General features: G+C 69.1%; 23 protein-coding genes and 1 tRNA gene. 14 read left to right on the plus strand and 10 right to left on the minus strand.

Going from position 1 to position 25704, the window contains the following annotated elements; all coding sequences use genetic code 11:
- Window positions 1–53: 53 nt before the first annotated feature.
- The gene (locus tag U9J66_RS25185; protein WP_326338950.1) at window positions 54–3014 is read left to right on the plus strand and encodes an AfsR/SARP family transcriptional regulator; all 2961 of its coding nucleotides are present in this window, start codon (window positions 54–56) and stop codon (window positions 3012–3014) included.
- Here U9J66_RS25185 and U9J66_RS25190 read toward each other — a convergent pair.
- Both U9J66_RS25190 and U9J66_RS25195 read right to left on the minus strand, forming a co-directional pair.
- Window positions 3011–3832 carry an oxygenase MpaB family protein gene (locus U9J66_RS25190; protein ID WP_017536159.1) on the minus strand — a complete coding sequence of 274 codons (822 nt, stop codon included), beginning with the start codon at window positions 3830–3832 and terminating at the stop codon, window positions 3011–3013. The two genes, U9J66_RS25185 and U9J66_RS25190, sit on opposite strands and share 4 nt — an antisense overlap.
- 73 nt (window positions 3833–3905) lie before the next feature.
- Complete coding sequence (locus tag U9J66_RS25195) at window positions 3906–4976, minus strand: DUF4037 domain-containing protein (RefSeq protein ID WP_326338953.1); 1071 nt, start codon at window positions 4974–4976, stop codon at window positions 3906–3908.
- 519 nt (window positions 4977–5495) lie between these two features.
- Here U9J66_RS25195 and U9J66_RS25200 point away from each other — a divergent pair.
- The 3 genes from U9J66_RS25200 (at window position 5496) to U9J66_RS25210 (ending at window position 7737) form a co-directional block, all read left to right on the plus strand.
- Window positions 5496–6020: a lytic polysaccharide monooxygenase auxiliary activity family 9 protein gene (locus tag U9J66_RS25200; RefSeq protein WP_017536161.1), complete on the plus strand. Its 525-nt coding sequence runs from the start codon at window positions 5496–5498 to the stop codon at window positions 6018–6020.
- A gap of 420 nt (window positions 6021–6440) precedes the next feature.
- On the plus strand, window positions 6441–6980 hold the full coding sequence (locus U9J66_RS25205; RefSeq protein WP_161110906.1) for a hypothetical protein: 540 nt from the start codon (window positions 6441–6443) through the stop codon (window positions 6978–6980).
- 136 nt (window positions 6981–7116) lie between these two features.
- Window positions 7117–7737, plus strand: a complete 621-nt coding sequence (locus U9J66_RS25210; RefSeq protein ID WP_234305953.1) for a hypothetical protein — start codon at window positions 7117–7119, stop codon at window positions 7735–7737.
- Between the two features lie 44 nt (window positions 7738–7781).
- On the opposite strand, the gene U9J66_RS25215 is transcribed toward U9J66_RS25210, so the two are convergent.
- Complete coding sequence (locus U9J66_RS25215) at window positions 7782–9323, minus strand: MFS transporter (RefSeq protein ID WP_326338954.1); 1542 nt, start codon at window positions 9321–9323, stop codon at window positions 7782–7784.
- A gap of 71 nt (window positions 9324–9394) precedes the next feature.
- Here U9J66_RS25215 and U9J66_RS25220 point away from each other — a divergent pair, with 71 nt between their 5' ends.
- Together U9J66_RS25220 and U9J66_RS25225 are read left to right on the plus strand one after the other, a co-directional pair.
- Window positions 9395–9991 (plus strand): TetR/AcrR family transcriptional regulator, encoded by a 597-nt coding sequence (locus U9J66_RS25220; protein ID WP_326338955.1) that lies wholly within the window; start codon window positions 9395–9397, stop codon window positions 9989–9991.
- A gap of 202 nt (window positions 9992–10193) precedes the next feature.
- Entirely contained in the window at window positions 10194–11327 is a 1134-nt protein-coding gene (locus U9J66_RS25225) for a protein NO VEIN domain-containing protein (protein ID WP_326338956.1), read from the plus strand.
- A gap of 54 nt (window positions 11328–11381) precedes the next feature.
- Here U9J66_RS25225 and U9J66_RS25230 read toward each other — a convergent pair whose 3' ends face one another.
- A complete protein-coding gene (locus tag U9J66_RS25230; protein WP_326338957.1) occupies window positions 11382–12263 on the minus strand; it encodes an aldo/keto reductase in 882 nt (293 codons plus the stop codon).
- A 503-nt stretch (window positions 12264–12766) separates the two neighbouring features.
- Here U9J66_RS25230 and U9J66_RS25235 point away from each other — a divergent pair.
- Window positions 12767–13348: a hypothetical protein gene (locus tag U9J66_RS25235; protein WP_042285743.1), complete on the plus strand. Its 582-nt coding sequence runs from the start codon at window positions 12767–12769 to the stop codon at window positions 13346–13348.
- A gap of 90 nt (window positions 13349–13438) precedes the next feature.
- Here U9J66_RS25235 and U9J66_RS25240 read toward each other — a convergent pair.
- Window positions 13439–13512: transfer RNA gene (locus tag U9J66_RS25240), tRNA-Pro, on the minus strand.
- Between the two features lie 74 nt (window positions 13513–13586).
- Window positions 13587–14507 (minus strand): metallophosphoesterase, encoded by a 921-nt coding sequence (locus U9J66_RS25245; protein ID WP_014912882.1) that lies wholly within the window; start codon window positions 14505–14507, stop codon window positions 13587–13589.
- A gap of 98 nt (window positions 14508–14605) precedes the next feature.
- On the opposite strand from U9J66_RS25245, the gene U9J66_RS25250 reads away from it, so the two are divergent.
- Complete coding sequence (locus U9J66_RS25250; RefSeq protein ID WP_014912788.1) at window positions 14606–15058, plus strand: GatB/YqeY domain-containing protein; 453 nt, start codon at window positions 14606–14608, stop codon at window positions 15056–15058.
- Between the two features lie 59 nt (window positions 15059–15117).
- On the opposite strand, the gene U9J66_RS25255 is transcribed toward U9J66_RS25250, so the two are convergent.
- The 3 genes from U9J66_RS25255 to U9J66_RS25265 all read right to left on the minus strand — a co-directional run bounded on the left by U9J66_RS25255 (window position 15118) and on the right by U9J66_RS25265 (window position 20278).
- Window positions 15118–17517: a penicillin-binding protein gene (locus U9J66_RS25255; protein ID WP_017536169.1), complete on the minus strand. Its 2400-nt coding sequence runs from the start codon at window positions 17515–17517 to the stop codon at window positions 15118–15120.
- A 521-nt stretch (window positions 17518–18038) separates the two neighbouring features.
- Window positions 18039–19232, minus strand: coding sequence for an ArsA family ATPase (locus U9J66_RS25260; RefSeq protein WP_326338960.1), 1194 nt, complete (start codon window positions 19230–19232; stop codon window positions 18039–18041).
- On the minus strand, window positions 19229–20278 hold the full coding sequence (locus U9J66_RS25265; RefSeq protein ID WP_017536171.1) for an ArsA-related P-loop ATPase: 1050 nt from the start codon (window positions 20276–20278) through the stop codon (window positions 19229–19231). Before U9J66_RS25265 ends, U9J66_RS25260 begins: the two co-directional genes overlap by 4 nt.
- Before the next feature lie 146 nt (window positions 20279–20424).
- On the opposite strand from U9J66_RS25265, the gene U9J66_RS25270 reads away from it, so the two are divergent.
- The 4 genes from U9J66_RS25270 to U9J66_RS25285 all read left to right on the plus strand — a co-directional run bounded on the left by U9J66_RS25270 (window position 20425) and on the right by U9J66_RS25285 (window position 22911).
- Window positions 20425–20598, plus strand: coding sequence for a DUF4177 domain-containing protein (locus U9J66_RS25270; RefSeq protein WP_014912138.1), 174 nt, complete (start codon window positions 20425–20427; stop codon window positions 20596–20598).
- Window positions 20599–21060: a RidA family protein gene (locus U9J66_RS25275; protein WP_042285732.1), complete on the plus strand. Its 462-nt coding sequence runs from the start codon at window positions 20599–20601 to the stop codon at window positions 21058–21060.
- Window positions 21061–21118: 58 nt separating this feature from the next.
- Entirely contained in the window at window positions 21119–21952 is an 834-nt protein-coding gene (locus U9J66_RS25280) for an NUDIX hydrolase (RefSeq protein ID WP_017536172.1), read from the plus strand.
- 152 nt (window positions 21953–22104) lie between these two features.
- Window positions 22105–22911: an MBL fold metallo-hydrolase gene (locus tag U9J66_RS25285; RefSeq protein ID WP_326338962.1), complete on the plus strand. Its 807-nt coding sequence runs from the start codon at window positions 22105–22107 to the stop codon at window positions 22909–22911.
- Window positions 22912–23023: 112 nt separating this feature from the next.
- Here the strand turns inward: U9J66_RS25285 and U9J66_RS25290 are convergent, their stop codons facing one another.
- Window positions 23024–23707 (minus strand): Crp/Fnr family transcriptional regulator, encoded by a 684-nt coding sequence (locus U9J66_RS25290; RefSeq protein WP_014908639.1) that lies wholly within the window; start codon window positions 23705–23707, stop codon window positions 23024–23026.
- A gap of 281 nt (window positions 23708–23988) precedes the next feature.
- Between U9J66_RS25290 and nth the strand changes: the two genes are divergently transcribed.
- Both nth and U9J66_RS25300 read left to right on the plus strand, forming a co-directional pair.
- Window positions 23989–24732 (plus strand): endonuclease III, encoded by a 744-nt coding sequence (gene nth / locus U9J66_RS25295; protein WP_199806189.1) that lies wholly within the window; start codon window positions 23989–23991, stop codon window positions 24730–24732.
- 305 nt (window positions 24733–25037) lie between these two features.
- Window positions 25038–25691 carry an NUDIX hydrolase gene (locus U9J66_RS25300; RefSeq protein WP_014912888.1) on the plus strand — a complete coding sequence of 218 codons (654 nt, stop codon included), beginning with the start codon at window positions 25038–25040 and terminating at the stop codon, window positions 25689–25691.
- The last annotated feature ends 13 nt before the right edge of the window (window positions 25692–25704 follow it).

The raw sequence follows: 25704 nt of genomic DNA on the forward strand, positions 1-25704 counted from the left end.
AATTCGGTGTGCTCGGCCCTATCGCCGTATGGTCAGACGGAAAACCCGTTTCCGTGGGCGGACCACGCCAGCGTTGTGTCCTGGGCGCGCTTCTGGTCCACGTGGGGCGCGAGGTCACCATAGACCAGCTCACCGGTTACCTCTGGAACGAGGACCCGCCCCGCACCGCCCGTTCGGTCATCCAGGTGCAGGTTTCCCACCTGCGCCGACTGCTCCCGGGGCGGATCGCGACGACCAGTGGCGGGTACGTCCTGGAGGTGGACCCCGAATCGGTCGACCTCCATCGTTTTCGCAGACTCAGAGACGAAGCGGCCCGCGCGGATTCCGCGGAGGCCATCGAATTCCTCGATCTCGCTTTGAAATGCTGGCGTGGAATTCCTTTTTCCGGTGTCGGTTCCGATTATCTGGACGATTCGGTGGTCCGCCCCATACGCGAGGAGCGATGGTCGGCGGTCATCTCCTGGGCCTCCCACGCACTGGAGCTGGAGCGCCACTCCGACGTCGTGGCCAGGTTGACCTCGCTGAGTAGCGAGGAACCCTTCAGTGAGCGTCTGCACGAGTTCCTCATCACCGCCCTGTGGAAAGCGAGCGGTAGGGCCAAGGCCCTCTCCGTGTACGAGGATTTCCGGCGACGTCTGGCCGATGAGCTGGGCGTCGACCCCGGACACGAACTCCTCTCCCTCCACTCCCGCATCCTTCATGAGGACGTATCCCCCCAAGGGGACGTCGATCCAGTGGAGGAATCGGTACCGGATTTCAGGATCCGCAACGATCTGCCGCGGGATCTTCCCGACTTCACCGGCCGAGGCGAGGCCCTGAAGAACCTGGAGGACTTCTCACTCGGCGACGACGGTCGGGCCAAGATCTGCGTCATCACCGATAGCGGCGGGGCGGGCAAGACCACGACCGCCGTGCATTTCGGCTATGAGATAGCGGACCGGTATCCGGACGGTCAGATCTTCATCGACCTCTACGGCTACACCTCGAACAAGGAACCACTGGATCCGGCCTCGGCCCTCGGCTCCCTACTGCGCGCGGTCGGGATCGAGCCGGAGACCGTTCCCGAGTCCCTGGCCGAACGTTCGGCGCTGTGGCGGGCCACGTTGCGCGGGCGCAGGGTGCTGCTCATCCTGGACAACGCCTTCAGCCATGCCCAGGTCAGCCCGCTGCTCCCCTCCTCTTCCGGGACCCTGACGCTCATCACGACACGGAACGAACTCGTCGGACTGAGCGGGGCGCGGTTCCTGTCCTTGGGGATGTTCGACGACGACTCGTCCCTGGAGCTGCTGCGACTGATCCTCGGAGACGCGCGCGTCGACTCCGAGTTGGAGGGGGCCCGCGAGGTGGCCCGCTTCTGCGGCGGCCTCCCGCTGGCGTTGAGGGTGATCGCCGGTCGTATGGCGGGTCGGCCGAAATGGACGTTCGCACACGTCATCAGACGGTTGGTGGAACAGAACCGGACGTTCCGGGAGCTGGCGGTCGAAGGCCAGAGCGTCGAGGTCGCCATCGATCTCTCCTTCCAGAGCCTCAACCCGACCCAGCGGAGGGCCTTCCTCCTCCTGGGACTGATGGTCGGGAACGTCATCGAACTCTCCGGCGCCGCGGCGCTCTTCGATACGTCGGTCGAGGACGCCGACGACACCCTCCAAGAGCTCGTCGGGGTGTGCCTTTTGGAGGAACCCCAAGAGGACGTGTACCGGGCGCACGACCTCATAAGGGCCTTCGCCCTCGACCGGGCCCTGGCGGAGTTCGGACACGAGGAGGCCGACCGGATCAAGGTGCGGCTCTCCGGTTTCTACCTGGAGACCGCGCAGCGCGCGGCGGAACTCCTGGGGCCCCGGGTCCAGGAGAGGTCCGAGGTGTCGTTCTCCCGCTACCGGGTGGAGTTGTCCAGTCGGCGGGAGGCCGAGGACTGGTTCTCCCTCCACCAGGAGAATCTGGCCGACGCCATCGAGTACTTCGCCTCGCGCGACCACGGAGAGGAGGCCTGGCGTCTGGCCGACGCAGTGTGGCGCTTCTACGCGGTGCGCGGTCAGATGGGGCTGCTGGTCACCTCCCATGAGCGGGTCCTACAGATCAGCGAACGTCAGGGGAACCGGCGGGGGCGCGCCGTCACCCTGATCGGACTGGGGATCGCCTACTACATCTCCGGGCGTTTCGAAGAGTCCCTGAGACTGCTCGGCGAGGCCAGGACGATCCTCGAGGGGCTCGGGGACGGTCGAGGCGTGATCCGCGCCCTCGCGAACCTGGGCATGGTCTATGAGCGCATGGGACGGTTCGCCGACTCGGCCGCGGCGATCAAGGAGGTGCTCCGTTACGCCGAGGAGCTCCGCAACCCCAAGGTCGAGGCCCTCCAGTGGGGCAACCTGGCCGTTCTCCAACAGTCCCTCGGTGAGTACAAGGAGGCCCTGGCGAGCGCGGAACGGGCGATCCTGATCTCCCAGGGAGAGCAGGAGGGGGAGATCCGGGCCCGGGCCAAACGGGTCATGGGAGAGGCGCACACGTGCCTGGGGAACATGGACTCGGCCTTTCAGGAGTTGGACGAGGCCATGGAACTCTCCTCCCACCTACAGTTGGTGGGGAACAGGATCTACGTGCACAACTCCAGGGGGATCGCCCACCGCGCGGCGGGGCGGTTCGACGAGGCCGTCCGGGAGCACGGCAGGGCCCTCGCGTTGGCGGAGACGTCCGGCGACCGGAGTGGGGACGCCGAGATCCTCACCGATCTGGGGGTCACCCAGGTCGAGGCCGCCCGCTATGAGGAGGCCCGCGAAGGACTCGATCGGGCCCTGGAGCTCGCGGTCGAACGCGGAGAGCGGTACATCGAGGCCCGTGCCTCGCTCGCGCTCGGAGGGATCCCGGGGCCGTTCGTCGACCCGGGACGCGCGCGCGACCTGCTCGCGGAGTCGGTACGGATCTTCGAGGACCTCGACCTGCCGGAGGCGGAGGCGGCCCGTCGGCGGCTTCAGACCCTGGACGCGGAACCCGGCCCCGACGTCGCGCCCGCCTTCTAGGAGACCCGGGCCCTTCTTCCGGCCGAGCCTGATCCACGACGGCGCTTCTTCCAGCCACCGCCTCGACGCATCGACCTCAGGTACAACGTCGACGGCAGTGTCCTCACCCCTCGTGGGAGCCTCGGATACACCGCTCCGACCATCCGGAACAGGCGATCGAATCTTCGCTGGTGGGCCGGTGACCAGGGGATGCCGAAGGCCTCTCGAAGATCCGGGGGGAGCAGGCCGCCGCTGATGAAACGCTGGGCCGCGGTGAGCGGCCACAGTAGACGGTTGTTCGGCCGGAACAGATCACGGGCCAGGGCCCGGGCCTCGGGGCCGACCTCCAGGCGCGCGCAGGCCCGTTCCCAGTACTCCTCGAACTCCTCCAGGGAGGCGGGCCAGTGCTCCTCCGGCAGTCCCAGCGAGGTCCCGTACCGGGCGGACTCCCTCAACAGAAGCTCACGCTCCTGTTCGGACCGTTCGCCGAGCACCAGTTCGTACAACCGGGCGCCCGAGTGGTAGAGGGTCGCGGCCACCCACAGCAGCAGTTCGGGGTCGAGCGCGTCGTAACCGGGGCCGCGCACCTTCCGGTGCAGGGCCCGCACGATCGCCCCGACCCGGGCGCGCTCCTCCTCGGTGCCGAGGGAGACGCCGTAGACGTAGTAGAGCGTGCCGCGCAGTCGGTCGAGAGGGCGGGACGCGAAGTCGCTGTGGTCGGCCACACCGCGGGCCACGTCGGGGTGGGCGATCTGGAGCAGGACCGCGTAACCGGCGCCGGCGAGGATGCCGGCCTCCCCACCGGTCCGACGCAGCATGGATTCATCGGACGGGTCCATGTTCGAATCGTACGGCAGCGCCCCACCTCCCCGCAGGTGGCACGCCTTTCCCTGGCGGGGGATAAGGCGCGTTTCATCCCTCTTCCTCCAGGAACCGCCCGGCGAGGTCGCGCAGCGGACCGAGGCGTGCGAGGGCGTCGGTGCCGTCGATGTACTGGTCGACCGCGCCCACCGGGACGCCGTCGCGCAGAGCGGGATCCTCGATCCGTGCCAGAAGCGCCTCGGTGAACCGCCCGGCGTCCAGGACCGGATAGGGGCGAGAGTGGAAGGGGCGCGGTTCGGGCGAGAGAGGGGCGGCCAGACCGGTACGGTTCTGGCGTTCCGCCACCCTTCGGTAGGCCTCGGCGAGATCGGTCGCCGGTCGCGCCGAGGTCAGGGCCCTTTCGAGTACCGGTCCCACCTCGACAGCCGCGTCGAGGGAGGCGAACACCGTCCCGAGCCACTTGGAGTAGGGCGGGTACCGGCGTTCCAGGAGCAGACAGAGCCGCATCAGGTCACGGACCAGGCGGGCCGTGACGATCCGTTCGCCGAGCCCGTCCCCGACCTCGGCGCAACGGCCCACGAACGCCTCCTCTTGGGCGATCCGCCGCCATTGGCAGGCCAGGACATAGCGCCACAGGTCGTCGGGGTACCACTCCAGGGCGTGGCGGATCCGGGTGATCTCGCCGAGGTCGTCGTGGAAGACGGCTCCCCCGGTCACCTCGGCCAGTCGTTGGGTCGGAACGGCGAGCCAATCGATGGTGCGGACCCCGTGTCCCGGGTCGAACCCCAGCCGTTCGACCGACCAGGTCCTCGGGTCGACGACGTCCACCCCATGACGCCCTTCGGGGGAGTCGGTGAGCATCCGGTTCCCGGGGTCGTCGGGGTCGGGCAGGAAGCGCGTGGGCCATCCGCGGATCCGTCCGGGCAGGCTCCGCCCCAGGAGATCGTCGATCCGCCGATGGTTCCGGTCCACGAAGATCTGGAGGCGAGGTCCCCAACCGTGGTCCGTGGAACGTTCCGTGTCCAGCCCCGGCACCTCCGACCCCGGCCCCAGTAGGGCGGCGGCGTGCGGGATCCCTTGAAGAAGAGGGGCGACGGCCTCTTCGTACAGAGCCCTGGACAACTCCAGTCCGGGAAGGAAACGCGGGGTCGGATCGTTCATCGGCGTCCTCTCATGGAGATCGGGGTCGGTTATCCCATGCAGACCTCGAGGAGGGCCACGGATTTTCCGCCCGGAGGGCTCCCGAGGGGTGGGTAAGGAAATCATCACCTTGTGGTGAGGTCTGCCTCGATGGTCACGGAAAGACCCTCTTGGTCCACCTTGTGTCGCACCGGACCGGACACGATCGGTGAGTGAGTCGTGCCAGTTCGGAGCCGCACCCGCGATCGAGGGGGCCAGTACCAGTGGCCGCCGACGGCCCCCTGGTCCCGAAAACCGGTACGTAGGGACCTGCCGGCCTTCGGTAACGGTGGTCTTGACGGGGGATGACGCGCTTTTTACGGTCTTCGAAAACCGGGTGGGGGAAGTTCCCGAGAACCACGGGATCTTTCTCGGACATCCCCTGGAGCTCATGGAAATAACCGGCCGTGAGTGCCTCCGCCCACCCCTGGACCGGTAACGGTCCGGGTCACCCCCGCTACGGCTCCTCGGAGCCGTGACCCACAGGAAGGGCACGAATTCATGACCGTGCGCAGCAAGATCCGTTCCGGCGCGGCCGTCGCCGCCGCGACCGCCCTGGCCTTCACCCTCATGCCGGCCGGCGCCGCCAGCGCCCACGGCTACGTTTCCGACCCGCCCAGCCGTCAGGCCCAGTGCGCCGCGGGTGTCGTCCAGTGCGGCCCGATCCAGTGGGAGCCGCAGAGCGTCGAAGGCCCCAAGGGGCTGATGGAGTGCGCCGGAGGCAACGCCGCCTTCTCCGAGCTCAACGACGACAACTACGGTTGGGACGTCACCCCCATCGGCACCACCGCCAACTTCGAGTGGACGATCACCGCCGCTCACGCCAGCGCCGAGTGGGAGTACTTCATCGACGGTCAGCTGGTCGCCAGCTTCGACGACGGTGGTGCCCGTCCGCCGTGGAACTTCACCCACCAGGTCGACCTCTCCAACTACCCCGGTGAGCAGACCGTCCTGGCCCGGTGGAACGTCGCCGACACCGCCAACGCCTTCTACGCCTGCATCGACGTCAACGTCGGCGCCCTGTGATCCTCGGGCGGAGTGATCCGCCCTGAGGGCCATGAGCGTCCTCGCGTCCCGGTCCGGCCGTGAGCCGGGCCGGGACGTATTCGTTCGCGAGGATCGGGGTGCTTTCGTCCGGCGCCTCGTGGGAATATCCGTCGAGTCAGGTTTCGACTACCCCCGGACGGACCTCCACGCATGGGCCACCCCTACCCGCCCCCTCACGGACAGCCCCGCCCCGGACCCCAAGGGCCGCCCCCACCGGGGTTCACCGGACCTCCGGGACCTCCATCCCACCCGCCCGGCCCTCCGCACGCGGCCCACCTAGCGGCGCCCCCTCCCCGGCCCCCGAGAACGCTCGCGGCCATCGCCCTCACCGCCTCCGGAACGCTGGCGGTCGCCGGGATCCTCACCTGGACCGTCGTCTTCGCCTACGGATCCGGCGGGGTGAGCTCCGCCGGAGGCCTCCCCACCGACGACCCGTGCGCCGTCCTCGCCGAAGAGACCCTCACGGACCTGGACGCCGAGGTCTCCTCCTGGAACACGAGCCCCTACTCCAACGGCTGTTCCTGGACGGTCTCCCTCGACGGCGACGAGACGACCCTGCACTTCGAACGCATGGTGCCGCTGTCCGAAGAGGACGCCGCCCTGGAGGAGGAACGCGGGGAGGAGGAGGTCCCCCGGGACGCCGAGGGGCTCTACCGATCCGCTCTCGAAAGCGCGGCCGGCGGTGACTACGCGGTGGACAGCGAGGCGTCCCTCTCCACGGATACGCGTTCCCTCTCCTACGGGGACGAGAGCACGCTCACGATGCTGGACACCGCCTACGAGTACTCCGACGGCAGGTCGCAGTACGTGAGTCTCACCGTTCGAGAAGAAGGCCTGGTGAGCGTGCTCTCCTTCCTCGTGGGCACCGAGTTCGAGGACATCGACCTGGCCGAGGCGGAGCGACTGCTCACCCCCGTGGCCGACGACGTGTTCGGCTGAGCGACCCCCACACCAAGACCGGCGCATGGACGACGCCCAGAACAGGAGATCCGCCGTGTACCACGGCCCGGAAGCGCGGTTCCCCCACCCTCCGACTCCCCCGCCCGCACGCCCGCCTCGTTCGACCGGACGCGTCGTGGCGATCACCATGGCGGTGACGCTCGGAGCCTACGTACTGGTCGCCGGTGCCGTCGGCGCGGTGCTGGCGGGAGGGGGAGGAGGGAGTGTCACCGGCCCGGAGTTCGAAGGTCTGCCCACCGAATCGTGCGGGGTGGCGACCGCGGCCGAACTCGACTCCGTCTCCGCGACCCTGCCCTACGCCACGTTCTCCGAGACCTCCTCCTCGTGCGGGTGGGGCGCCGAGTTCTCGGACGGGACGGAGGGCTTCCTCCGGCTCGAATACCGACTTCCCGTCGACGAGGATCGAGAACCCCTCCGGGCTGTGAGCGACGCGGAGGAGGAGTACGAGACCGAGTCCGGGAAACTGCTCGACGGGGAGGACGAGGGTTACTGGGCCGTGGAGGTCCTCGACTCCCGTGAACTCGAACTCGGGGACGGGGCCGTCCTCTCCCACCACCTGGAGGGCGGCGACGAGAAGAGCAGCCGGGTCACGGTGCTGGCCCGTGTGGAGGGTGTCCTGGTCGAGGTCACCGCACAGGAGCGTTGGGACGGGCGTTCCGGGGCCGCGGACTTCACCGACGACGAGGAGACCATCGTCGCCATCGCCGAACGCGCGGTGTCCCTGTTGGAGGGATGAGACGGCCGGCCTCGGAAGGCCGGCCCCACCACCCACGGGAAGTGTCAGTGACCGCCGTCGGAGGAGACGTTCCTCAGGAACAGGACCGCTCCGACCGCCACGAGAACGAAGAGGAACGCGCTGCCGAGCCCGGCCCAGGCGAAGCCCTGGGCGAAGGCCTCCTGGGCCCGATGTACCAGCTCCGGGCCGATCACGTCCGCCTCCGCCAAGGCCCCGTCCAGGCTCTCCACGGCACGACGGGAGGCCTCCTCCGGGACCCCCTCCACGTCCGCGCCGGACATCCACCCTCGATAGAGGACGGCGCCCACGCTGCCCAGGACGGCGATGCCGGTGGCGACGCCGAACTCGGCCGCGGTCTCCTCCATGGCCGAGGCGGAGCCCGCCTTCTCCTGGGGAGCGGAGCCCACCACCAGATCCGCTCCCAGCACCATGGACGGCCCCATGCCGAGGAAGGCGAGGGTCACCCCGAGCTGGAGAAGAAGGAAGGAGGGGGAGGAGGTGTCGGTCTCGCCCGCCGTCGCCACCTGGGACATCAGACCCAGGCCGACGACCGAGAGTACGAGACCGCCGGCCGCGACGACGCCCGGCCGGGCCCAACGGACCAGGGAGGGCGCGAGCAGGGAGCCCACCAGCAGACCCGCGGCGGAGGGCGCCATCCAGATCCCGGACCACATCGGAGAGAACCCGACCACCTGTTGGAGATAGATCGAGAACAGGAACTGGATGCCGCCGAACACGAAGAGCACCAGCACGATCAGCGACAGAGCGGCACTGAAAGCGCGATCGCGGAACATGGTCAGATCCAGCAGCGGGTCGTCGAGCCTGTGCTGGCGGCGCAGGAAGATCACGCCGATGACGACACCGGCCACGGCCGAGGCGACGGTGGAGAGGGTGAGCCCGTCGGTCGCCGCGTGCTTGATCCCGTAGATGACGGCCAGGACCGAGACCAGGGACAGGGCGACGCTGAGCAGGTCGATCGAGCCTCTGACCGTGGGATCCCGATACTCGGGGAGCAGGATCGGCCCCACGGCGAGCAACAGGATCAGGAACGGCAGGCCGATCAGCAGGGTGGAGCCCCACCAGAAGAACTGGAGCATCGCGCCGCTGAGGAGTGGGCCCAGGGCGATACCGACCGACAGCGAGGTCGCCCACACCGCGATCGCCGACGTGCGCTGTCGAGGATCGTGGAACATGCTCCGGATCAGGGAGAGCGTCGACGGCATGATCGTCGCGCCGGCGACGCCCATCAGCCCTCGGGTGACGATCGCCAGTTCGGGGGTGGGGGAGAAGGCCGCCAGCACCGAGGCCAGGGAGAAGGTCGCCGCGCCGATCAGCAGCAGGCGGCGTCGGCCGATCCGGTCTCCGAGGGTCCCCATGGTGATGAGGAACCCGGCGATGAGGAACCCGTAGATATCGGTGATCCACAGGCGTTGGGCCTCGTTCGCGCCGAGCTCCGCGCTCAGCTCCGGTTGCGCCAGGAACAGCACGGTGGTGTTGATGCCGACGAGCAGTGTCGGCAGGGCCAGTACCGCGAGTCCGAGCCATGCCCGGGCGCCGGCCCGGCCCTCGGTCGCTTGGGGGTTCATTCGATCCTCCACTGATTAGAACGTTCGATCTAGACAATAGAACGATCGCTCTATCCAGTAAAGTCGGGGGTATGGACGAGTCGACCGGTTCAACGCTCCCTACACGCGACCGGATCCTGCGGGCGACCGTGGAACTGCTGCGCAGGCAGGGCTACGACGGCACCGGGGTCAAACAGATCGCCCGCGAGGCCGACGCCACACTCGGCTCCCTCTACCACTTCTTCCCCGAGGGCAAGGGCCAGTTGGCCGCCGAGGCGCTCCGCGTCGACGCCGACCACTACGCCTCCCTTCTCCGCCAGGGCATGGAGAGCAGCGACGACCCGGCCGAGGGGATCGTGGCCTTCGCGCACCTGCACATCGAGGAACTACGCGCCTCGGAATGGCGCGACGCCTGCCTGGCCTCGGCCGCGGCCCTGGAACGGATCGGCCACTCGGCCCCCGTCCAACACGACTACGAGACCGCCCTGAGCACCTGGAGGGACATCATCGCCGCCAGGCTCCGGGCCGTCGGAGTGGACGAGGCGACCGCCGACGACGCGGCCTGCTTCGCGCTCAGCGCCCTGGAGGGCGCCGAGATCCAGTGCCGCGCCACCCGCAGCGAGAAGCCGCTGGTCACCGCCGGCACCCACCTCGCCGAACTCTTCCGAGGCCTCCACCCCACCCCCTGAGGTTCTTTCGTCCCCTCCACACCTTCTCGATACCTGCTGAACAGGAGTGTCGTCGCCTTTCGTTATTCTCGGCGCGGGAACATGAGAGCGGTGGGAAGGGGTGGCTGTGAAAGGCCGGTTGCGTGCAGGGCAGGTATTTCGTTATCCACGACCCAAGGTCGAACATATTTCTCAGGTGGACGGCTACCCCAATTTCCATCACGTGACCCACTCTTCCGCGTACGGAGAACAGGTTCAGTTGGAGAAGGGGATCAACGGGACGGCAGGCATCACCGCGGTCGATGGCTCACGTCGTCCCGCCATCCTCATCCGATCGAGCCCTTGGAAGTCCGGGACGGTGGAGACACCCTGGAAAGACCACTTCGAGGTGGAAGACGGGTACGTCCGCTACTACGGCGACCACAAGGCGAGCACGGAGGTCGCACTCGGCAGGACCCCCGGTAACGCTGCGATGCTCGAAGCCTTCGATCATCATCGGGTGCCGTCCGCGTATGCACCTCCACTTCTCCTGTTCCGCGCCGTCCCGCGCAACGGAAAACAGAAGGGCTACGTGGAGTTCTGCGGATTGGGGGTGATCGAGCGGGTCGAGAAAGTCGAGCAGCAGGGTGGGCAGGCGAAGGATTCCTTCATCAACTACGCCTATGACATCGCACTTCTCGATCTGACCCCCGAAAACGACGCTGTCGCATGGGAGTGGATCGAAGCACGTAGGAACAAGACGTACTCGGCGGAGGAGACCCTGGAATGGGCGCCCAAATCATGGCGCCACTGGGTCGAGAACGGCACTGTGGGAAACCTTCGATCGTCACGGCGGGCCACCGTCTCCGAGAACCCGAAACCGAAAGAGCGAAAGCCGGAGGCGGAGAGTCCCGAGGTCCTGGAGGCCGAGGAGGCGGCGGCCAGGACCGCCGGGCGGCGTCGGTCGGGCACGGGCCAGGGGCGCCGGATGAGCGCGGCCGAACGGAAGGCGCTGGAGGACCACAGCGTCGGTAGGGCCACCGCCCACTTCGAGGCCGAGGGGTGGTCGGTCGAGGACGTCGGGGCGAAGGAACCCTACGACCTGCTCCTGACCCGAGGGGACGAGCGATTGCACGTGGAGGTGAAGGGGACCACCTCCGAAGGGGCACAGGTGATCCTCACCCGCGCCGAAGTGGAGAAGCAGCGCGAGTTCGCTCCCCACAACGCTCTCGTGGTCGTCCATTCGATCGAGTTGGACCGCACGGTGTCGCCTCCCGAGGCCAAGGGAGGCGTTCTGCACTGCACCTCCCCCTGGGAGATCCGGGAGCAGCACCTCAAAGTCGTCTCGTACGTCTACCACCATCCGGACCTCTCCTAGAGGACCGGAAGGAGGAAAGCCCGGGAGGGGCGGGACGGCCCCTCCCGGGTGGGGTCAGAGGGCGAGGAGCCTCCTGACGCGCTCGGCCTCCTCCTCGGAGAGACGCACCGAGGCGGCGGCCATGTTCTCCTCCAGGTGCTCCACGCGTGAGGTGCCCGGGATCGGCAGCATCACCGGCGACCGGTGCAGGAGCCAGGCCAGCGCGAGCTGGGCCGGGGTCACCCCGTGCTCGGCCGCGAGCGGGGCCAGCGGCGAGTCCGAGTGCGCCAGTTCTCCACGCGAGATCGGAGCCCAGGGCAGGAAGGCGATCCCGTCCTGCTCGCACCGCTCCAAGACGTCCTCGGACCTGCGCTGGGAGGGGCTGTACTCGTTCTGTACCGAGGCGATGGGGGTGGTCTTGCGGGCGGTCCTGAGCTGTTCCCTGGTCACACCGGTCAGCCCGATGTGGTGGATCTTGCCCTCTTCGCGCAGCTCCACGAGGGCGCCCAGCTGTTCGGAGAGCGGCACCTCCGGGTCGATCCAGTGGAGCTGGAGCAGGTCGATGCGCTCCAGACCCAGGTTGCGAAGGCTCGCCTCCACCTGTCGCTTGAGGTGGGAGGGGGTGCCCTCGGCCTCCCACTGCCCGGGGCCGGAGTGCACCATGCCGACCTTGGTGGTGACGAGAAGGTCCTCGGGGTAGGGGTGCAGGGCCTCGCGGATCAGCCGCTCGTTGACCTCGGGGCCGTAGGAGTCGGCGGTGTCGATGAGGGTGACGCCGAGTTCGACCGCGCGTCGCAGGACGGCGATCGCCTCCTCGCGGTCATGGGGCTCTCCCCACGCACCCGGACCGGTCAAGCGCATGGCGCCGAACCCGAGTCGGTGTACCGGGAGGTCGCCGCCGATGGCGAAGGTCCCCGACAGGCGGGCGAGATCCGGTGTGGTGTGTACGTCGGTCACGAGAGGTTCCTTCCGGGCGGCGCGAGGCGCCGCGTGTTCATGGCGGAGGGGGATCGGGCCACGACGTGCGAGAGCAGGCTCGCTGCGGTGTTGCGGGCAGAATCCCAGCAGGTCGGGGCGGTGGCAAGGAACCTCTGAGCGCGTCGGCGAGGTGATGCGGTTTCCGGTTCGCCTCGACGGTGGAAACGTCCGAGGACGGTGCTTTCGCCCGGTCGGCCCCTCTCGAACGGTGGCGGTGTCGTCCGTGATCGACATGGTCGGTCCCGCGCTCCGGGGCGACCCTCGTCGCTTTCGGGGGCGTCGGGTTCACACTCTGGCCGTTATGGGCCATATGGCCTGATTCGGGGGTGGGTGACGCCTACCGTGGTCGTCGATTCCCCACGACCGTTCGGGGGCCGGCTCCGGAACGCGGGCCCGGCCGCCCTTCCGCCGGTCGTGTCCTTCCACCACCACTCGCGTAACCCCGAGAGGGCGCGAAAGAGGAGTGTCGCCCCTTGGGCCGGATGAGAGCGTGGGTGTTCTTCGCCGGAGGCGCCGTCGTCGGATCGGTGGCGGCGTCGCTCGTCTCCTGGACGCCGAACGACCCCGAGGAGGTCGATCGGGTGGCGACGTTCGGCGAGTACGTCGCCCCACCGGGGCGCGATGTGGAGGACTCCCTGGTGCGGACCGTCTCGAGGACGGAGGCCTTCGGGGGTGCCGCGGTGTCCCGGATCCACGAATTCGTACTGATCGTCGTCAACCGGACGGAGAACATGTCGGAGGGGAACATCCCTCGGATCGAGTGTGCGGGCGGCTCGGAGAACATCCTCGTCTTCGAACCCGCGGATCATCGGGGCGAATATCCGACCGGGCTGGAGGGGCAGGGGGCGAGGACCCTCGCCTCGACCTTCCGATTCGCGTGCGAGTTCGAGGAACGTGTCTCCGACGCGGAGGTCGAGGTGAGGCTGATCGAGCGTGGGAGGGAGCAGGAGGAACGGGTGATCGTCTTCAGGGACCCGTTCCACGGAGTGGATCGTGTGAAGTGGGAGCACGAGGGGCCGACCTGGCCCGGAAGGTCGGCCGTGATGCCCTCGGGACCGTCGTGACGCATGGGTGACGCACGAACCGACGTCAGGCCCCGTATCACCTCGGACACGACGAAGGCCGGTCCCTGAGGAACCGGCCTTCGTGCTCTGTCGGGGTGGCGGGATTTGAACCCACGACCTCTTCGTCCCGAACGAAGCGCGCTGCCAAGCTGCGCTACACCCCGAAGCAACGTCCCCAAGTCTAGCGGACTCGGGGAGTGCTCGCGACGCGGTTCGCGCCACATCGACCGAAGGGGCGTCAGGCCTTCGCGACGAGGTCCAGGAGGGAGGCCTCGGGGCGGCAGCAGAAGCGCACCGGGGCGTAGGGCGAGGTGCCCAGGCCGCCGGAGACGTGCAGCCACGCGTCGTCGTACTCGTGAAGTCCCCAGGCCCGCTTGCGGTCGATCCCGCAGTTGGTGACGAGCGTGCCGTAGAACGGCAGGCACAGCTGGCCGCCGTGGGTGTGTCCGGCGAGCAGGAGTTGATAGCCGTCGGCCACGAACCGGTCCAGGTTGGCCGGTTCGGGGGAGTGGAGCACGCCCAGCCGCAGGTCGGCGGCGGGGTCGGCCGGGCCGGCGATGTCGTCGTAGCGGTCCAGTTTGATGTGCGAGTCGTGCACCCCGGCCAGGGCGACGTCGATCTCGCCGACCTTCAGGGACCCCTTGTGGTTGTTCAGGTCCAACCAGCCCGACGCGGACATCGCCGCGCCGAGTTCGCGCCAGGGCAGGTCCGGTACCCGACGCTTGCGGTAGTCGGTCTTACTGGTCCGCCACAGGTAGCGCGCGGGGTTCTTCAGCTGGGGGGAGAAGAGGTCGTTGGAGCCGTAGACGAAGGCGCCGGGGCGGTCCAGAAGCGGACCGAGGGCGTCGATGAAGGGGCCCACGGCCTCCGGGTGGGCGAGGGAGTCGCCGGTGTTGACGACCAGGTCGGGCTCGTACCTCTCCAGCCCACGGATCCAGTCGATGAGCATGCGGCGCCCGGGTGTCAGGTGGGCGTCGGACAGATGCAGGATCCGGGTCCGGGGGCTCCCCGGTGGCAGCAGGGGGAGTTCGTATCTGCGCAGCCGGAACCAGTTGCGTTCGATGACCGAGGCGTATCCCAGCCCTGCCACACCGACCGCGCCCGTGATCGCGGCCGCACGCCCGATTCCACGCAGAATCCGTCTGTTGTCAGCGCCCATCCGACCCTCCTTCGTCGTCGCACGATCGTCTCAGATCCGGAACGGTCCCGTGCGCAAACCGTTGGTGATGGCGGGAGCGGCGACCGTAGGATCGACGCATGTCCGAACTCAAAGACCGCATCAAGTCCGACCTCACCACCGCGATGAAGGCGCGCGACAAGGTGCGTACCGCCACCCTGCGCATGGTGCTCGCCTCGATCGCCACCGAGGAGTCCTCCGGCTCCTCCCGAAGCGTCCTGAGCGACGAGGAGGTCACCCGGCTCCTGGTCCGTGAGACCAAGAAGCGCCGTGAGGCGGCCGAGGCCTTCGACGCGGGCGGTCGACCCGACGACGCCGCCAACGAGCGCGCCGAGAGCGAGGTCATCTCGGACTACCTGCCCCAGCCTCTCACCGACGCGGAGCTGACCGAACTCGTCGAGGCCGCGATCGCCGAGACCGGCGCCTCCGGGATGAAGGAGATGGGCAAGGTCATGAAGGTGCTCAACCCCCGTATCGCGGGTCGCGCGGACGGTGCCCGCGTGGCCGCCGAGGTCAAGGGCCGGCTCGGCTAGAACACGCGGAAGGGGCGGGGTGATGTGCTCACCCCGCCCCTTCTTCGCGGTTCCGGAACCTACTCGCCGGAGTTCTCCCCTGTGGGGAGAGTGGCGGGTCGGACCGGATGCCATTCCTCGTTCCCGGGGTGCGTTCCACCGGCGCTCTCACGTCCGGAGCCGTCGCTCAGGAACACGATGACCGTGGCGCCCTTGGGCAGCCGCCGGCCGGGGTCGGGGTTGATCGCGGCCACGGAACCGGAGGGCTCGGAGGAGCGCAGGGTCGTACCGGAGACGTTCACCGAGTATCCGGCGTCCTCCAGCTGTGCCACCGCGGCCGACTCCGACATGCCGATCACGTTCGGGACCCCGCCGTCGTCGGAGGCCGGGCTGGCCTCCTCGTCCCCGTCATCGTCCTCGTCGGACGAGCGCGGTTCGGAGGTGGAACCGAAGCTTCCCGGCGCGGAGGCGAGCCGGCGGGTCTCCAGCCCCTCGTGGGCGCCGCGCATGGTCTCCTGCCAGATCGGCCCGGGGATCGTCGCCCCGTACACGACCGGGAAGTGGCGGCTGCCGATGGTGACGTTGCGCAGCGGGTACTGCTGCGGTCCGCGGGGGTCGCCCACGAACACGGCGCTGGCCATCTGCGGGGTGAAACCGGCGAACCACGCGGCGGCCGAGCCGTCGGTCGTACCGGTCTTGCCGCCGGCGGGACGGCCGATGCCGAGGCTGGCCGCCGTACCGCCGTTGAAGGTCTGCGACAGCAGGTAGGCGGTTCCGTCGGCGACGTCCTCGCTGATGGCCCGCTCGCATTCGGGCTCGATGTCGATCGTGGTGCCGGCCTGGCGGTCCTCGATCTTGGTGATGGCCTGCGGCTCGCAGTACATGCCGCCGGAGGCGAAGGTCGCGTAGGCGTTGGCCACCCGCATCGGGGAGACCTCCTCGCTGCCGAGCGTGAAGCTGCTGTTGGCGAGGGTGTTCTCGTTCTCCGTGAACAGTGTCCCGTCGGCCCGCTGTAGTCCGAGCCGCTCGGCCATCTTGATGGTGTCGCACAGACCGACCCGCGCCTGGAGCTGGGCGAAGAAGGTGTTGGAGGACGCCTTGGTGCCGGAGATCATGTTGTGGTTGCCGGCGTTGCTGTCACCGGCGTTGCTCAGGCTCCAACTCTCCAGGCGGCCTCCGTTGCAGGAGGTCTGTCCGCTCACCGTGGTGGAGCTGGGCGAGTTGAACGAGGTGCTGAACGGCAGTCCCTCGTCGAGCGCGGCCGCCAGGGTGATCGCCTTGAAGGTCGAACCGGCCTGGAAACCGCTGCTGCCGCCCCGGTCGGAGTCGGTCGTGAAGTTGATCGACGTCTCGCCGAGCTTGCTCTCGTCCGGCCCGTAGTTACGGCTCTGCATCATGCCGAGGATGTGGCCGGTGCCCGGCTCGATGACGGCCTGGGCGGCCACCTTGCGGGACTCGTTCTCACGCGGGACCCACTTGTCCACGGCGGCCTGTCCGGCCTCCTGGGTCTGCGGGTCCAGGGTCGTGTGGATCTCCAGTCCGGCGGTGCGCAGCCAGCGGGCCCGTTCGGTCTCGTTGGGGCCGAAGCGCTCGTCCTGCTCGATCTCCTGGACCACGTAGTCGCAGAAGAACGGCTGGTCGCTGGGCACGCATCCGTTGGGCGGGGTGTCCAGTTCGAGGTCGAGTTCGACCTTCTTGGCCTCCTCGGCCTCCTCCTCGGTGATGGCGCCGGTGACGACCATCCGGTCCAGGACGACGTTGCGCCGTTCCTCGGTCTGTTCGGGGAAGAAGCGGGGGTTGTACAGGTAGGGGTAGCGGACCAGGCCGGCGATGGTGGCCGCCTGGTCCAGCTTCAGCTCGCTCGCGGGCACCTGGAAGAAGTGCTGCGCGGCGGACTCGACGCCGTAGGCGCCGTCGCTGAAGTAGGCGATGTTGAGGTAGCCCTCGAGGATCTCGTCCTTGGTCATCCTCTGTTCGAGGGCGATCGCGTACCGCAGCTCGCGGATCTTGCGGGCGATGGTCTCCTCGCGGGCGTGGTCGAGCTCCTCCTGGGAGGTGGCCGCTTCGATCTGGACGTTCTTGACGTACTGCTGGGTGATGGAGGAGGCGCCCTCGGTGTTGCCGCCCATCGTGCGGACGGCGGCGCGCAGGGTGCCGGACACGTCAAGTCCGCCGTGGTCGTAGAAGCGCGAGTCCTCGATCGCGAGGATCGCGTCGCGCATCACCGGGGAGATGTCGTCGAACTCGACCAGTTCGCGGTTCTGGTCGAAGATCTCGGCGATCACACCGCCGTCCCGGTCATAGATGGTGGAGCGTTGCGGGGGAGGCGGGGTCTCCAGTTGGCTGGGCATCTCCAGGAAGCCGGCGGCCACGTTGCGGGCGGTGATCCCCAGACCACCGACCGCGGGGAGGGCCAACGCGGCGACGAGGAGGCCGGCGACCACGCCGACGATCATGAGTTGGCTGATTCTTTGAAGCAATGTCCCCTGACCCACCCCATCAGACTAAGTGACCGCGAACGCGATAAAGCGGTGCGATCGGCGCCGGACGTTGCGTTTCACGCGATAACGCCCGACTCCACGCACGAGCCGTGCCCCTTGATCATCTTTACACGCTTATCGCCGAACAGATCCGGTGCGGTTCGACCGACGCACGTCGTTCTCCTGGTGGGAGCGGGTGGTCGATCGGCCATGTCGGGACCCGTACGGGTCATGCCCGGTGAGACGGGAGGCGGGGCGCCCGGGTTCTGTCGGTTCGACGGTCCGAACCTTGTTTTCCAGAGACGAAGGTGTGGCGACACCGCGCGTGTCGCCTATCCCGTTCGACGGTACGAGGCCGCCGTGTCACCCTCCACTCAACCAGAGCACACCGACCACCTGTGACCGAGAAACCGATCACATGTCGGGAGAACGACCGAATCCGGAACGAACGGTGCGCGTGAGGCGCTCTCCAGCGGCGAATCGGCGCCGACGCGTCGTTCGTCACCTTGGCACCGCGATCCCTATCCTTCCGTCTCCGGGGCGGCGCCCGCCAGGGACGCGCCGATGCCGCGCAGCCCGTTCAGGTCGTGCACGGCCTCGGCGCGGTCGGCGACCTCGACCGTCCGGATCCCCGGGTGGGCGGCCAGTGTCCGGTCCCGCAGGAGCAGCTCCCGTTCGCGTGCGCGCACCCGCTCGGCGTGCAGGCGCAGCGCCGCGGCGGCCAGGGGGTGTTCTCCCGTGCCCTCCAGCGACTCCGCCGCCTCCAAGGCCTCCTGAGCGCTCAGTTCGGCGGCCGGGCCGGCGGGAAGGGGGTGGGTCCGGTTCAGGACCAGCCCGGCCGGAGACATCGAGTCCCGGCGCAGCCGTTCGATGAAGAAGGAGGCCTCGCGCAGGGGGTCGGGCTCGGGCGCGGCCACGACCAGGAACGCGGTGTCGGGGCCGCGGAGCGACCGGTAGGTGCGTTCCGCCCGTTCCTGGAAGCCGCCGAACACCGTGTCGAAGGCGGAGACGAAGGAGCGCAGGTCGTTCAGGAAACCGGGGCCCGTGATCCTCCCGATCACCGAGCCGACCACGTCGAAGCCCGCGCCCAGGAAGCGGAGGACCCCGTTGCCCTTCGGGGCGGTCAGGAAGCGGACGAGCCCGCCGTCCAGGAACCGGCCCAGCCGTTTCGGCGCGTCCAGGAAGTCCAGGGCGGACCGGCTGGGAGGGGTGTCGACGACGATCAGGTCCCAGGCCTCGGAGCGGCGCAGCTGCCCCAACTTCTCCATGGCCATGTACTCCTGCGTGCCGGAGAAGCCCGTGGAGAGGGATCGGTAGAAGGGGTTGGCCAGGATCCGGCGGGCTCTCTCGGGGTCGGCGTGCTCCTCGACGATCTCGTCGAAGGTCCGCTTCATGTCGAGCATCATCGCGTGCAGTTCGCCTCGCCCGGAGGAACCCTCCGCGTCCTCCCGCGAAGTGACGGGGCGCGGCGTGTGGTCCAGTCGGTCCAGGCCCATGGCCTGGGCCAGTCGGCGGGCCGGGTCCACGGTGATCACGACCGTGCGTCGTCCGCGTTCGGCGGCCCGCAGGGCCAACGCGGCCGCCGTGGTGGTCTTGCCGACGCCGCCGGAGCCGCAGCACACCACGACCCGTGTGGCGACGTCGTCGATCAGGGCGTCCACGTCCAGGGGTGGGGGTTCGGGACGAGCCGTCCGCGGTCTCGCCGCCTCGGTCATCGACGTGCCCCCTGTTCGGTCAGTCTTCGCGCCAGCCCGGACAGCGCGGATCGTGGCGCGCCCGATTCCAGACGGGACAGGGTCAGGAGAGGGCGGCCGGTCTCTCGGAGTTCGCCGAGGAGGCGTAGTTCCAGGAGGTGGCGCAGCGCGTACGTTCGCAGTTCGGAGGCCAGGCCCTCGGACAGGAGCGCGGGATCGTCCAGCCCGGCGGCCTTCAGGCCTTCGGTGATGGCGTCGACGTCCGGGCCCGCCGCGGCGGTGGCGGACAGGTCGGCCGCGTCGAGCAGCGTCGGGCCGACCATGTTCACGATCACGGCCCCGACGCGCAGCCCGGACGCCTCGATCTCGGCGATCCCCTCTCGGGTCTCCTGGACGGGCATCTCCTCCGGCGTCGTCACGAAGTGCACGCGGGTCCGGTCGGAGCGGACGACCTTCATGGCCCGTTCGGCCTGGTCGTGGACGGGGCCGGTGGTGGCCAGGCCGGCCACCTCGGAGTGCACGTTCAGGAACGACCCGATCCGTCCGGTCGGCGGGGCGTCCAGCACCACCGCGTCGTAGTGGTGGCGTCCGGTGCCGGAACCCGGCGGGCGGCGCCGCCCGCCCTCACGGCGCTGGACCGCCTCGGTGATCTTGCCCGTGAGCAGAACGTCCCTCAGCCCGGGGGCGATGGAGGTGGCGAAGTCCACGGCGCCCAACCCGGTCAGGGCCCGGCCGGCGCGCCGCATCCCGTAGAACAGGTCCAGGTACTCCAGGAGCGCGGCCTCGGCGTCCGCCGCCAGGACGGACACGGAACCGCCGCCCGGGGCCGAGAGCGCCTCGCGTTCCTCATGAGGGAGGGGATCGCTTTCGAGGAGGGACGCCACCCCTTGGCGTCCTTCGACCTCCACCAGCAGCACCCGTCCACCGTCGGTGGCCAGGGCCAACGCCAAAGCGGTGGCGACGGTCGTCTTCCCGGTGCCGCCCTTGCCCGTCACGATGTGCAATCGGGCCCCGGCGAACGCCTCTTCGGGGCCGCCGTCGTGCGGTCCGTCCTCACGCTCGTTCACCTTACGGAGTCTATGCGTGCGCCTCTCTCGGGGGTGGGGCGAGGGGCGGGTGGTTCTCCTGTCCACCGAGGGGGCCCGGGTGAGTAAGGTGGCGGCGTCGAGGTGCGGTCCTTCGGGCCGCCTGTCAGCGAAGAGGGGTAGTAACGATGACCCGGTGGGAGTACCAGAGTGTGGCGCTGCTGTCGCACGCCACCAAGCAGATCCTGGACGGTTGGGGCGAGGACGGCTGGGAGCTCGTCAGCGTCGTCCCCGCGCCGCTGCCCGAGGGAGCGGACCCGCGTAACCAGCAGTACGTCGCGTACATGAAGCGGGCCAAGTAGATGGCGACCCCCGAGGAGCGGATCGTCGAGCTGGGTCTGACCCTGCCCGAGGTGGTGCCCCCGGTCGCGGCGTACCGCCCCTCCGTGCGCAGTGGCGACCACGTGTACGTCTCCGGGCAGCTTCCCTTCGTCGAGGGTGAGCTCCCCGCGACCGGCAAGGTCGGTGCCGAGGTCGACGCGGACCGGGCGCGGGAACTGGCCGCCGTGTGCGCGCTCAACGCCATCGCCGCGGTCAAGGCCGAGGTCGGCGACCTGTCGAAGGTCGTGCGGATCGTGAAGGTCGGCGGTTTCGTCGCGAGCACCCCCGACTTCACCGGACAGCCCGGGGTGATCAACGGGGCGAGCGAACTGTTCGGCGAGGTGTTCGGCGAGGCCGGGGTGCACGCCCGGGCGGCCGTCGGCGTCGTCGCCCTGCCGTTGGACGCGCCGGTCGAGGTCGACATGGTCGTCGAGGTCCGCTGACCGCTTCTGAGACGATGCGGGTCATGGCGCGGCTTTCGTGAACGACAGGAGTGCGTCGATGACCGAGAACGATGGTGTGGCCCGACCCCGTACCGCCGCCACCGTGATGCTGGTGCGTCCGGTGGCGGAGGCGTCGGGTTCCCCGGCGGAGCGCCCCGTGGAGGTCCTGCTCATGCGCAGGGTCGCCTCCATGGGGTTCGCTCCGGGGGCCTACGTCTTCCCCGGGGGGAGGGTGGACGAACGCGATGCCGACGGCGGTGTCCCCTGGACCGGCCCGAGCCCCGAGGAGTGGGCCGGGGTCCTGGGCACCGATGTGCGGACCGCGCGGGCGCTGGTCTGCGCCGCGGTGCGGGAGACCTTCGAGGAGACCGGGGTCCTGCTGGCCGGTGCTCCGGAGGGTGGGGAGATCACCCCGTTGGATACCGCGACCGAGGACTGGGAGCGGGATCGGCTGGGGCTCATCGACCGTTCGCGCTCCTTCACCGAGGTCCTGTCCCGGCGCGGACTGGTGTTGCGCTCGGAGTGGTTGCGGGCCTGGTCCCGGTGGATCACCCCCGCCCGTGAACCGCGTCGTTACGACACCTGGTTCTTCACGGCCGAGCTGCCTCCGGGGCAGGAACCGCGTGACGTGGGCGGGGAGGCCGACCACACCCTGTGGGTGGACCCCTCCATCGTGGCGGACGAATGGCACGCGGGGCGGATGCCGATGCTTCCTCCGACGGTGATCGCCTGCGCCGAACTGGCGGATCGGCGGACCCTCGAAGGTGTACGAAGCGCACTTCGGGATATCTTTCCCATCGAACCGGACGTTCGGGAGATCGACGGACAACTCCGCGTCGTCGCCCCGGACGGCAGGGACTTCCCTCTACCCAGGCCCGACGCGACGCCCTGAGATCACGCCACGGGACCGACCTCGTGGCGGACGCGACGCGAAAGACGGAACCGTCCGACGGTGTGGGACCTCCTCACCGCGGGCAGGTTCCCGCCATGTCCTCTCGGCCGTCCTCCGTACCGGTCCGGTTCCGGCGAGTGAAGCGAGGTGCGATGAGGATCGACGGTTCCGGAACGCTGCGTGCGGGCTGCGTGCTCTGCCCCAACCCGGGTCCCATGACCTTGGAGGGGACCAACACCTGGATCCTGCGCGAGCCGGGCGCGCGCGGGGTCGTGGTCGTCGACCCGGGCCCGCACGACGAACGACACCTGGAACGGGTGGCGCGGAACGTGCAGGAACAGGGCGCCCAGGTGCAGATGGCCCTGGTGACCCACCGGCACTTCGACCACTCGGAGGGGTCGCGCTACTTCTCCGAACTGACGGGCGCCCCCGTGCACGCGGTCGATCCGGACATGCGGGTGGGCGGAGAGGGGCTGGAGGACGGGAGCACGATCGTCGCCGACGGTCTGGAGCTCGGGGTGATCGTGACACCGGGGCACACCGACGACTCGATCTGTCTTCTTCTGGAGGCCGACGGCGCCATCCTGACCGGGGACACGATCCTGGGGCACGGGACCCCCGTGATCGACGGGGACGACGGCCTGGCCCCCTACATGGAATCGCTCTATCGATTGCGCGAGCTGGTCCGCGAACACCAGGTACGCACCCTGCTGCCGGGGCACGGGCCGATCCTGACCTCACCGGCCACGGTCCTCGACTCCTACATCGACCACCGTGAGTCACGCCTGGAACAGGTCCGGGACGCGGTCCGCGCGGGCGCCGGCACGGTCGAGGAGGTCGTCGACCGCGTCTACCCGGAGGTCGTCGAGAGCGTCCGGCCCGCGGCGGCCTCCTCGGTCCGCGCCCAGCTCCGATACCTGGCGGTCAAGGGGGAGCTCCCCGAGGGTGTCGAGGGCTGATCGGACGGAAGGGGCCCGGACAGAGCTGTGGCCGCCACCCCGGAGGGTGACGGCCGCACAGCGTTCGTGGTCGTCGTGTTCGCGTCGCGGCCACCACGAGCCGCGTCACGTCCTAACGGGCGCGACGACGCATCCGCTCGACGTCCAGCAGCACCACGGCCTTGGCCTCGATCCGCAGCCAGCCGCGCAGGGCGAACTCGGCGAGGGCCTTGTTGACCGTCTCACGGGAGGCGCCGACGAGCTGGGCGAGCTCCTCCTGGGTGAGGTCGTGGTGGACGTGCAGGCCGTCGTCGCCCTCCTTGCCGAACTTGTCGGCGAGTTCGAGCAGGGCCTTGGCCACACGGCCGGGAACGTCGGTGAAGACCAGGTCGGCCATCACGTCGTTGGTACGGCGCAGACGGGCGGCCAGCGACTTCAGCAGCTGTAGGCCCACCTGCGGGCGGCTGGACAGGAACGGCCGCAGGTCGTCGTGGCCCAGCCCGGCGAGCACGGAGTCGGTGACGGCCACGGCGCTCGCGGTGCGCGGGCGCGGGTCGAACAGCGACAACTCACCGAACATCTCGCTGGGGCCGAGTACGCCCAGCAGGTTCTCGCGACCGTCGACGGCCGTGCGGGTCAGCTTCACCTTCCCGCTGAGGATCACGTACAGGCGGTCGCCCTCGTCACCCTCGTTGAACAGGGTCTGACCGCGGCCGAGACGCACCTCGTTCACCGAAGAGCGGAGCGCGGCCGTGTCCTCCTCGTCCAGCGCCTCGAACAGAGGAGCCTTCCGGAGCACCTCGTTGATCTCGTCCACACGTCCTCCTAAAACCTGACCGTCAACAGTGTGACGTATATCGCAACCGAGTGTGAAACCAGGTCGTTACCTCGGCTTGTCCGCCGGGAGACAACGTGCCCACAACAGCCGACGTCAGCCCCTACGATCCTAGTCGTCATCGGCCTGTCGCAGGGATGCCCGCGCCGGTCGACCGGGACATTGGTTACATAATCTCGGTCACCGGTCGTAATGCCGAGGTGAGCCATGGGGGTGGAGCGTCCCGGGCGCCGTCTCCGGGAGCGGACGCCTACCCTGTGACGATGCCTCGTGACACCCCAGACGCACCCGCGGAGAACCCGACGCCGACCGGTGAGAGCCGACTGGCGTTGGTCCGCCGCGCTCGGAAGATGTACCGGGAGCTCTCGGAGCTGTATCCGGACGCCCACGCCGAACTGAACTTCACGACTCCACTGGAGCTGCTGGTCGCGACGATCCTGTCGGCCCAGTGCACCGACAAGAGGGTCAACCAGGTCACTCCGGCGCTCTTCGCGCGCTACCCCGACGCGGAGGCCTACGCGTCGGCCCGGCGCGAGGAGCTGGAGGAGATGATCCGTCCGACGGGGTTCTTCCGGGCCAAGACCAACAGCCTGATCGGCCTGGGCCAGGCCTTGTGCGAACACCACGGTGGCGAGGTTCCTGGAAACCTCGCCGACCTGGTCAAACTACCCGGTGTAGGGCGGAAAACCGCAAACGTATTGCTTGGAAACGCCTTCGATGTGCCGGGGATCACCGTAGATACCCATTTCGGGCGCCTTGTCCGTCGTTTCGGATGGACCGATGAAGAGGATCCGGTCAAGGTGGAGCACGCGGTCGGCGAACTCTTCCCGCGTCGGGACTGGACGATGCTCTCCCACCGCGTGGTCTGGCACGGTCGTCGCGTCTGCCACGCCCGCAGGCCCGCCTGTGGCGCCTGTGTCCTCGCCCGCTGGTGCCCCTCCTTCGGAGAGGGGCCCACGGACCCAGAGGCCGCGGAGAAACTGCTCCGGATGCGCTCCTTCGCCTGACCCCGCCCCCCCCTGGGCGATCGTCACCGACGGTGGTCGCCCGGGCGGGTCCACGGAAGTGGTCGACGGCGGTTTGTACCCTGAACACGTGAGCGTGCGCACATCGTCCGGGACGGAGGGTCCGGCCGCGTGCCCCGGAGGCCCCGACCCGCACGGTCCGGAACGGGGATCCCACCACCGGACGACCGACCGGGAGAGCCCCGGGTGAAGGGGACCACACGTCCCTCGCCGAGCGCGTCCATCCACGCGACCTCCGCTCACCGGCCACAGACGACGGTGCGAGAAACCCGGAACAGGTGCCTCTCATGAACCCCATCCCGCCCTGGCTGTCCACGCTCGCCGATTCCGCGCGGACGATGCCGATCCCCCGCCCGATGCGACCTCCCGAGCGGGGCGGACGCGAATCGGCGGTCCTCATCCTGTTCGGAGAGACCGATCGAGGGCCCGACCTGCTGCTCATCCAGCGCAAGGACGGCCTGCGCCGCCACTCGGGCCAGCCGGCCTTCCCCGGTGGGCGCATCGAGCCCACCGACGTCTCCCCCGAGGCCGCCGCCCTGCGCGAGGCCGAGGAGGAGACCGGCGCGGACCCCGCGGGCATCGACGTGGTCGGCCGCCTGCCCGAGCTCTACCTGAGCTTCAGCGACTTCAGGGTCGCCCCCGTCCTGGGCTGGTGGCGGGAGCCCTCGGAGGTGCGGGCCGCCGACACCGACGAGGTCGCCGCGGTCTCCCGCGTGCCCATCGCCGAACTCGCCTCCCCGGCCAACCGGGTCAAGGTGCGCTACGGGGACGGCCGGATGTGGGGGCCGGGGTTCCGGGTCGACGACATGTTGGTGTGGGGCTTCACCGGCAAGATCGTCGATCTGCTCCTCACACTCGGAGGGTGGGAACTTCCGTGGCGTGAACGGGGTCTTACGGAAGAGTTCGAAGCCACCCCGCAGGGACTGCGTCCGGTCGGGTAACCGCTCACTATTG

Origin of the sequence: Nocardiopsis sp. LDBS1602, from assembly GCF_035818715.1 — a bacterium.
Taxonomy (GTDB): Bacteria; Actinomycetota; Actinomycetes; order Streptosporangiales; family Streptosporangiaceae; genus Nocardiopsis; species Nocardiopsis alba.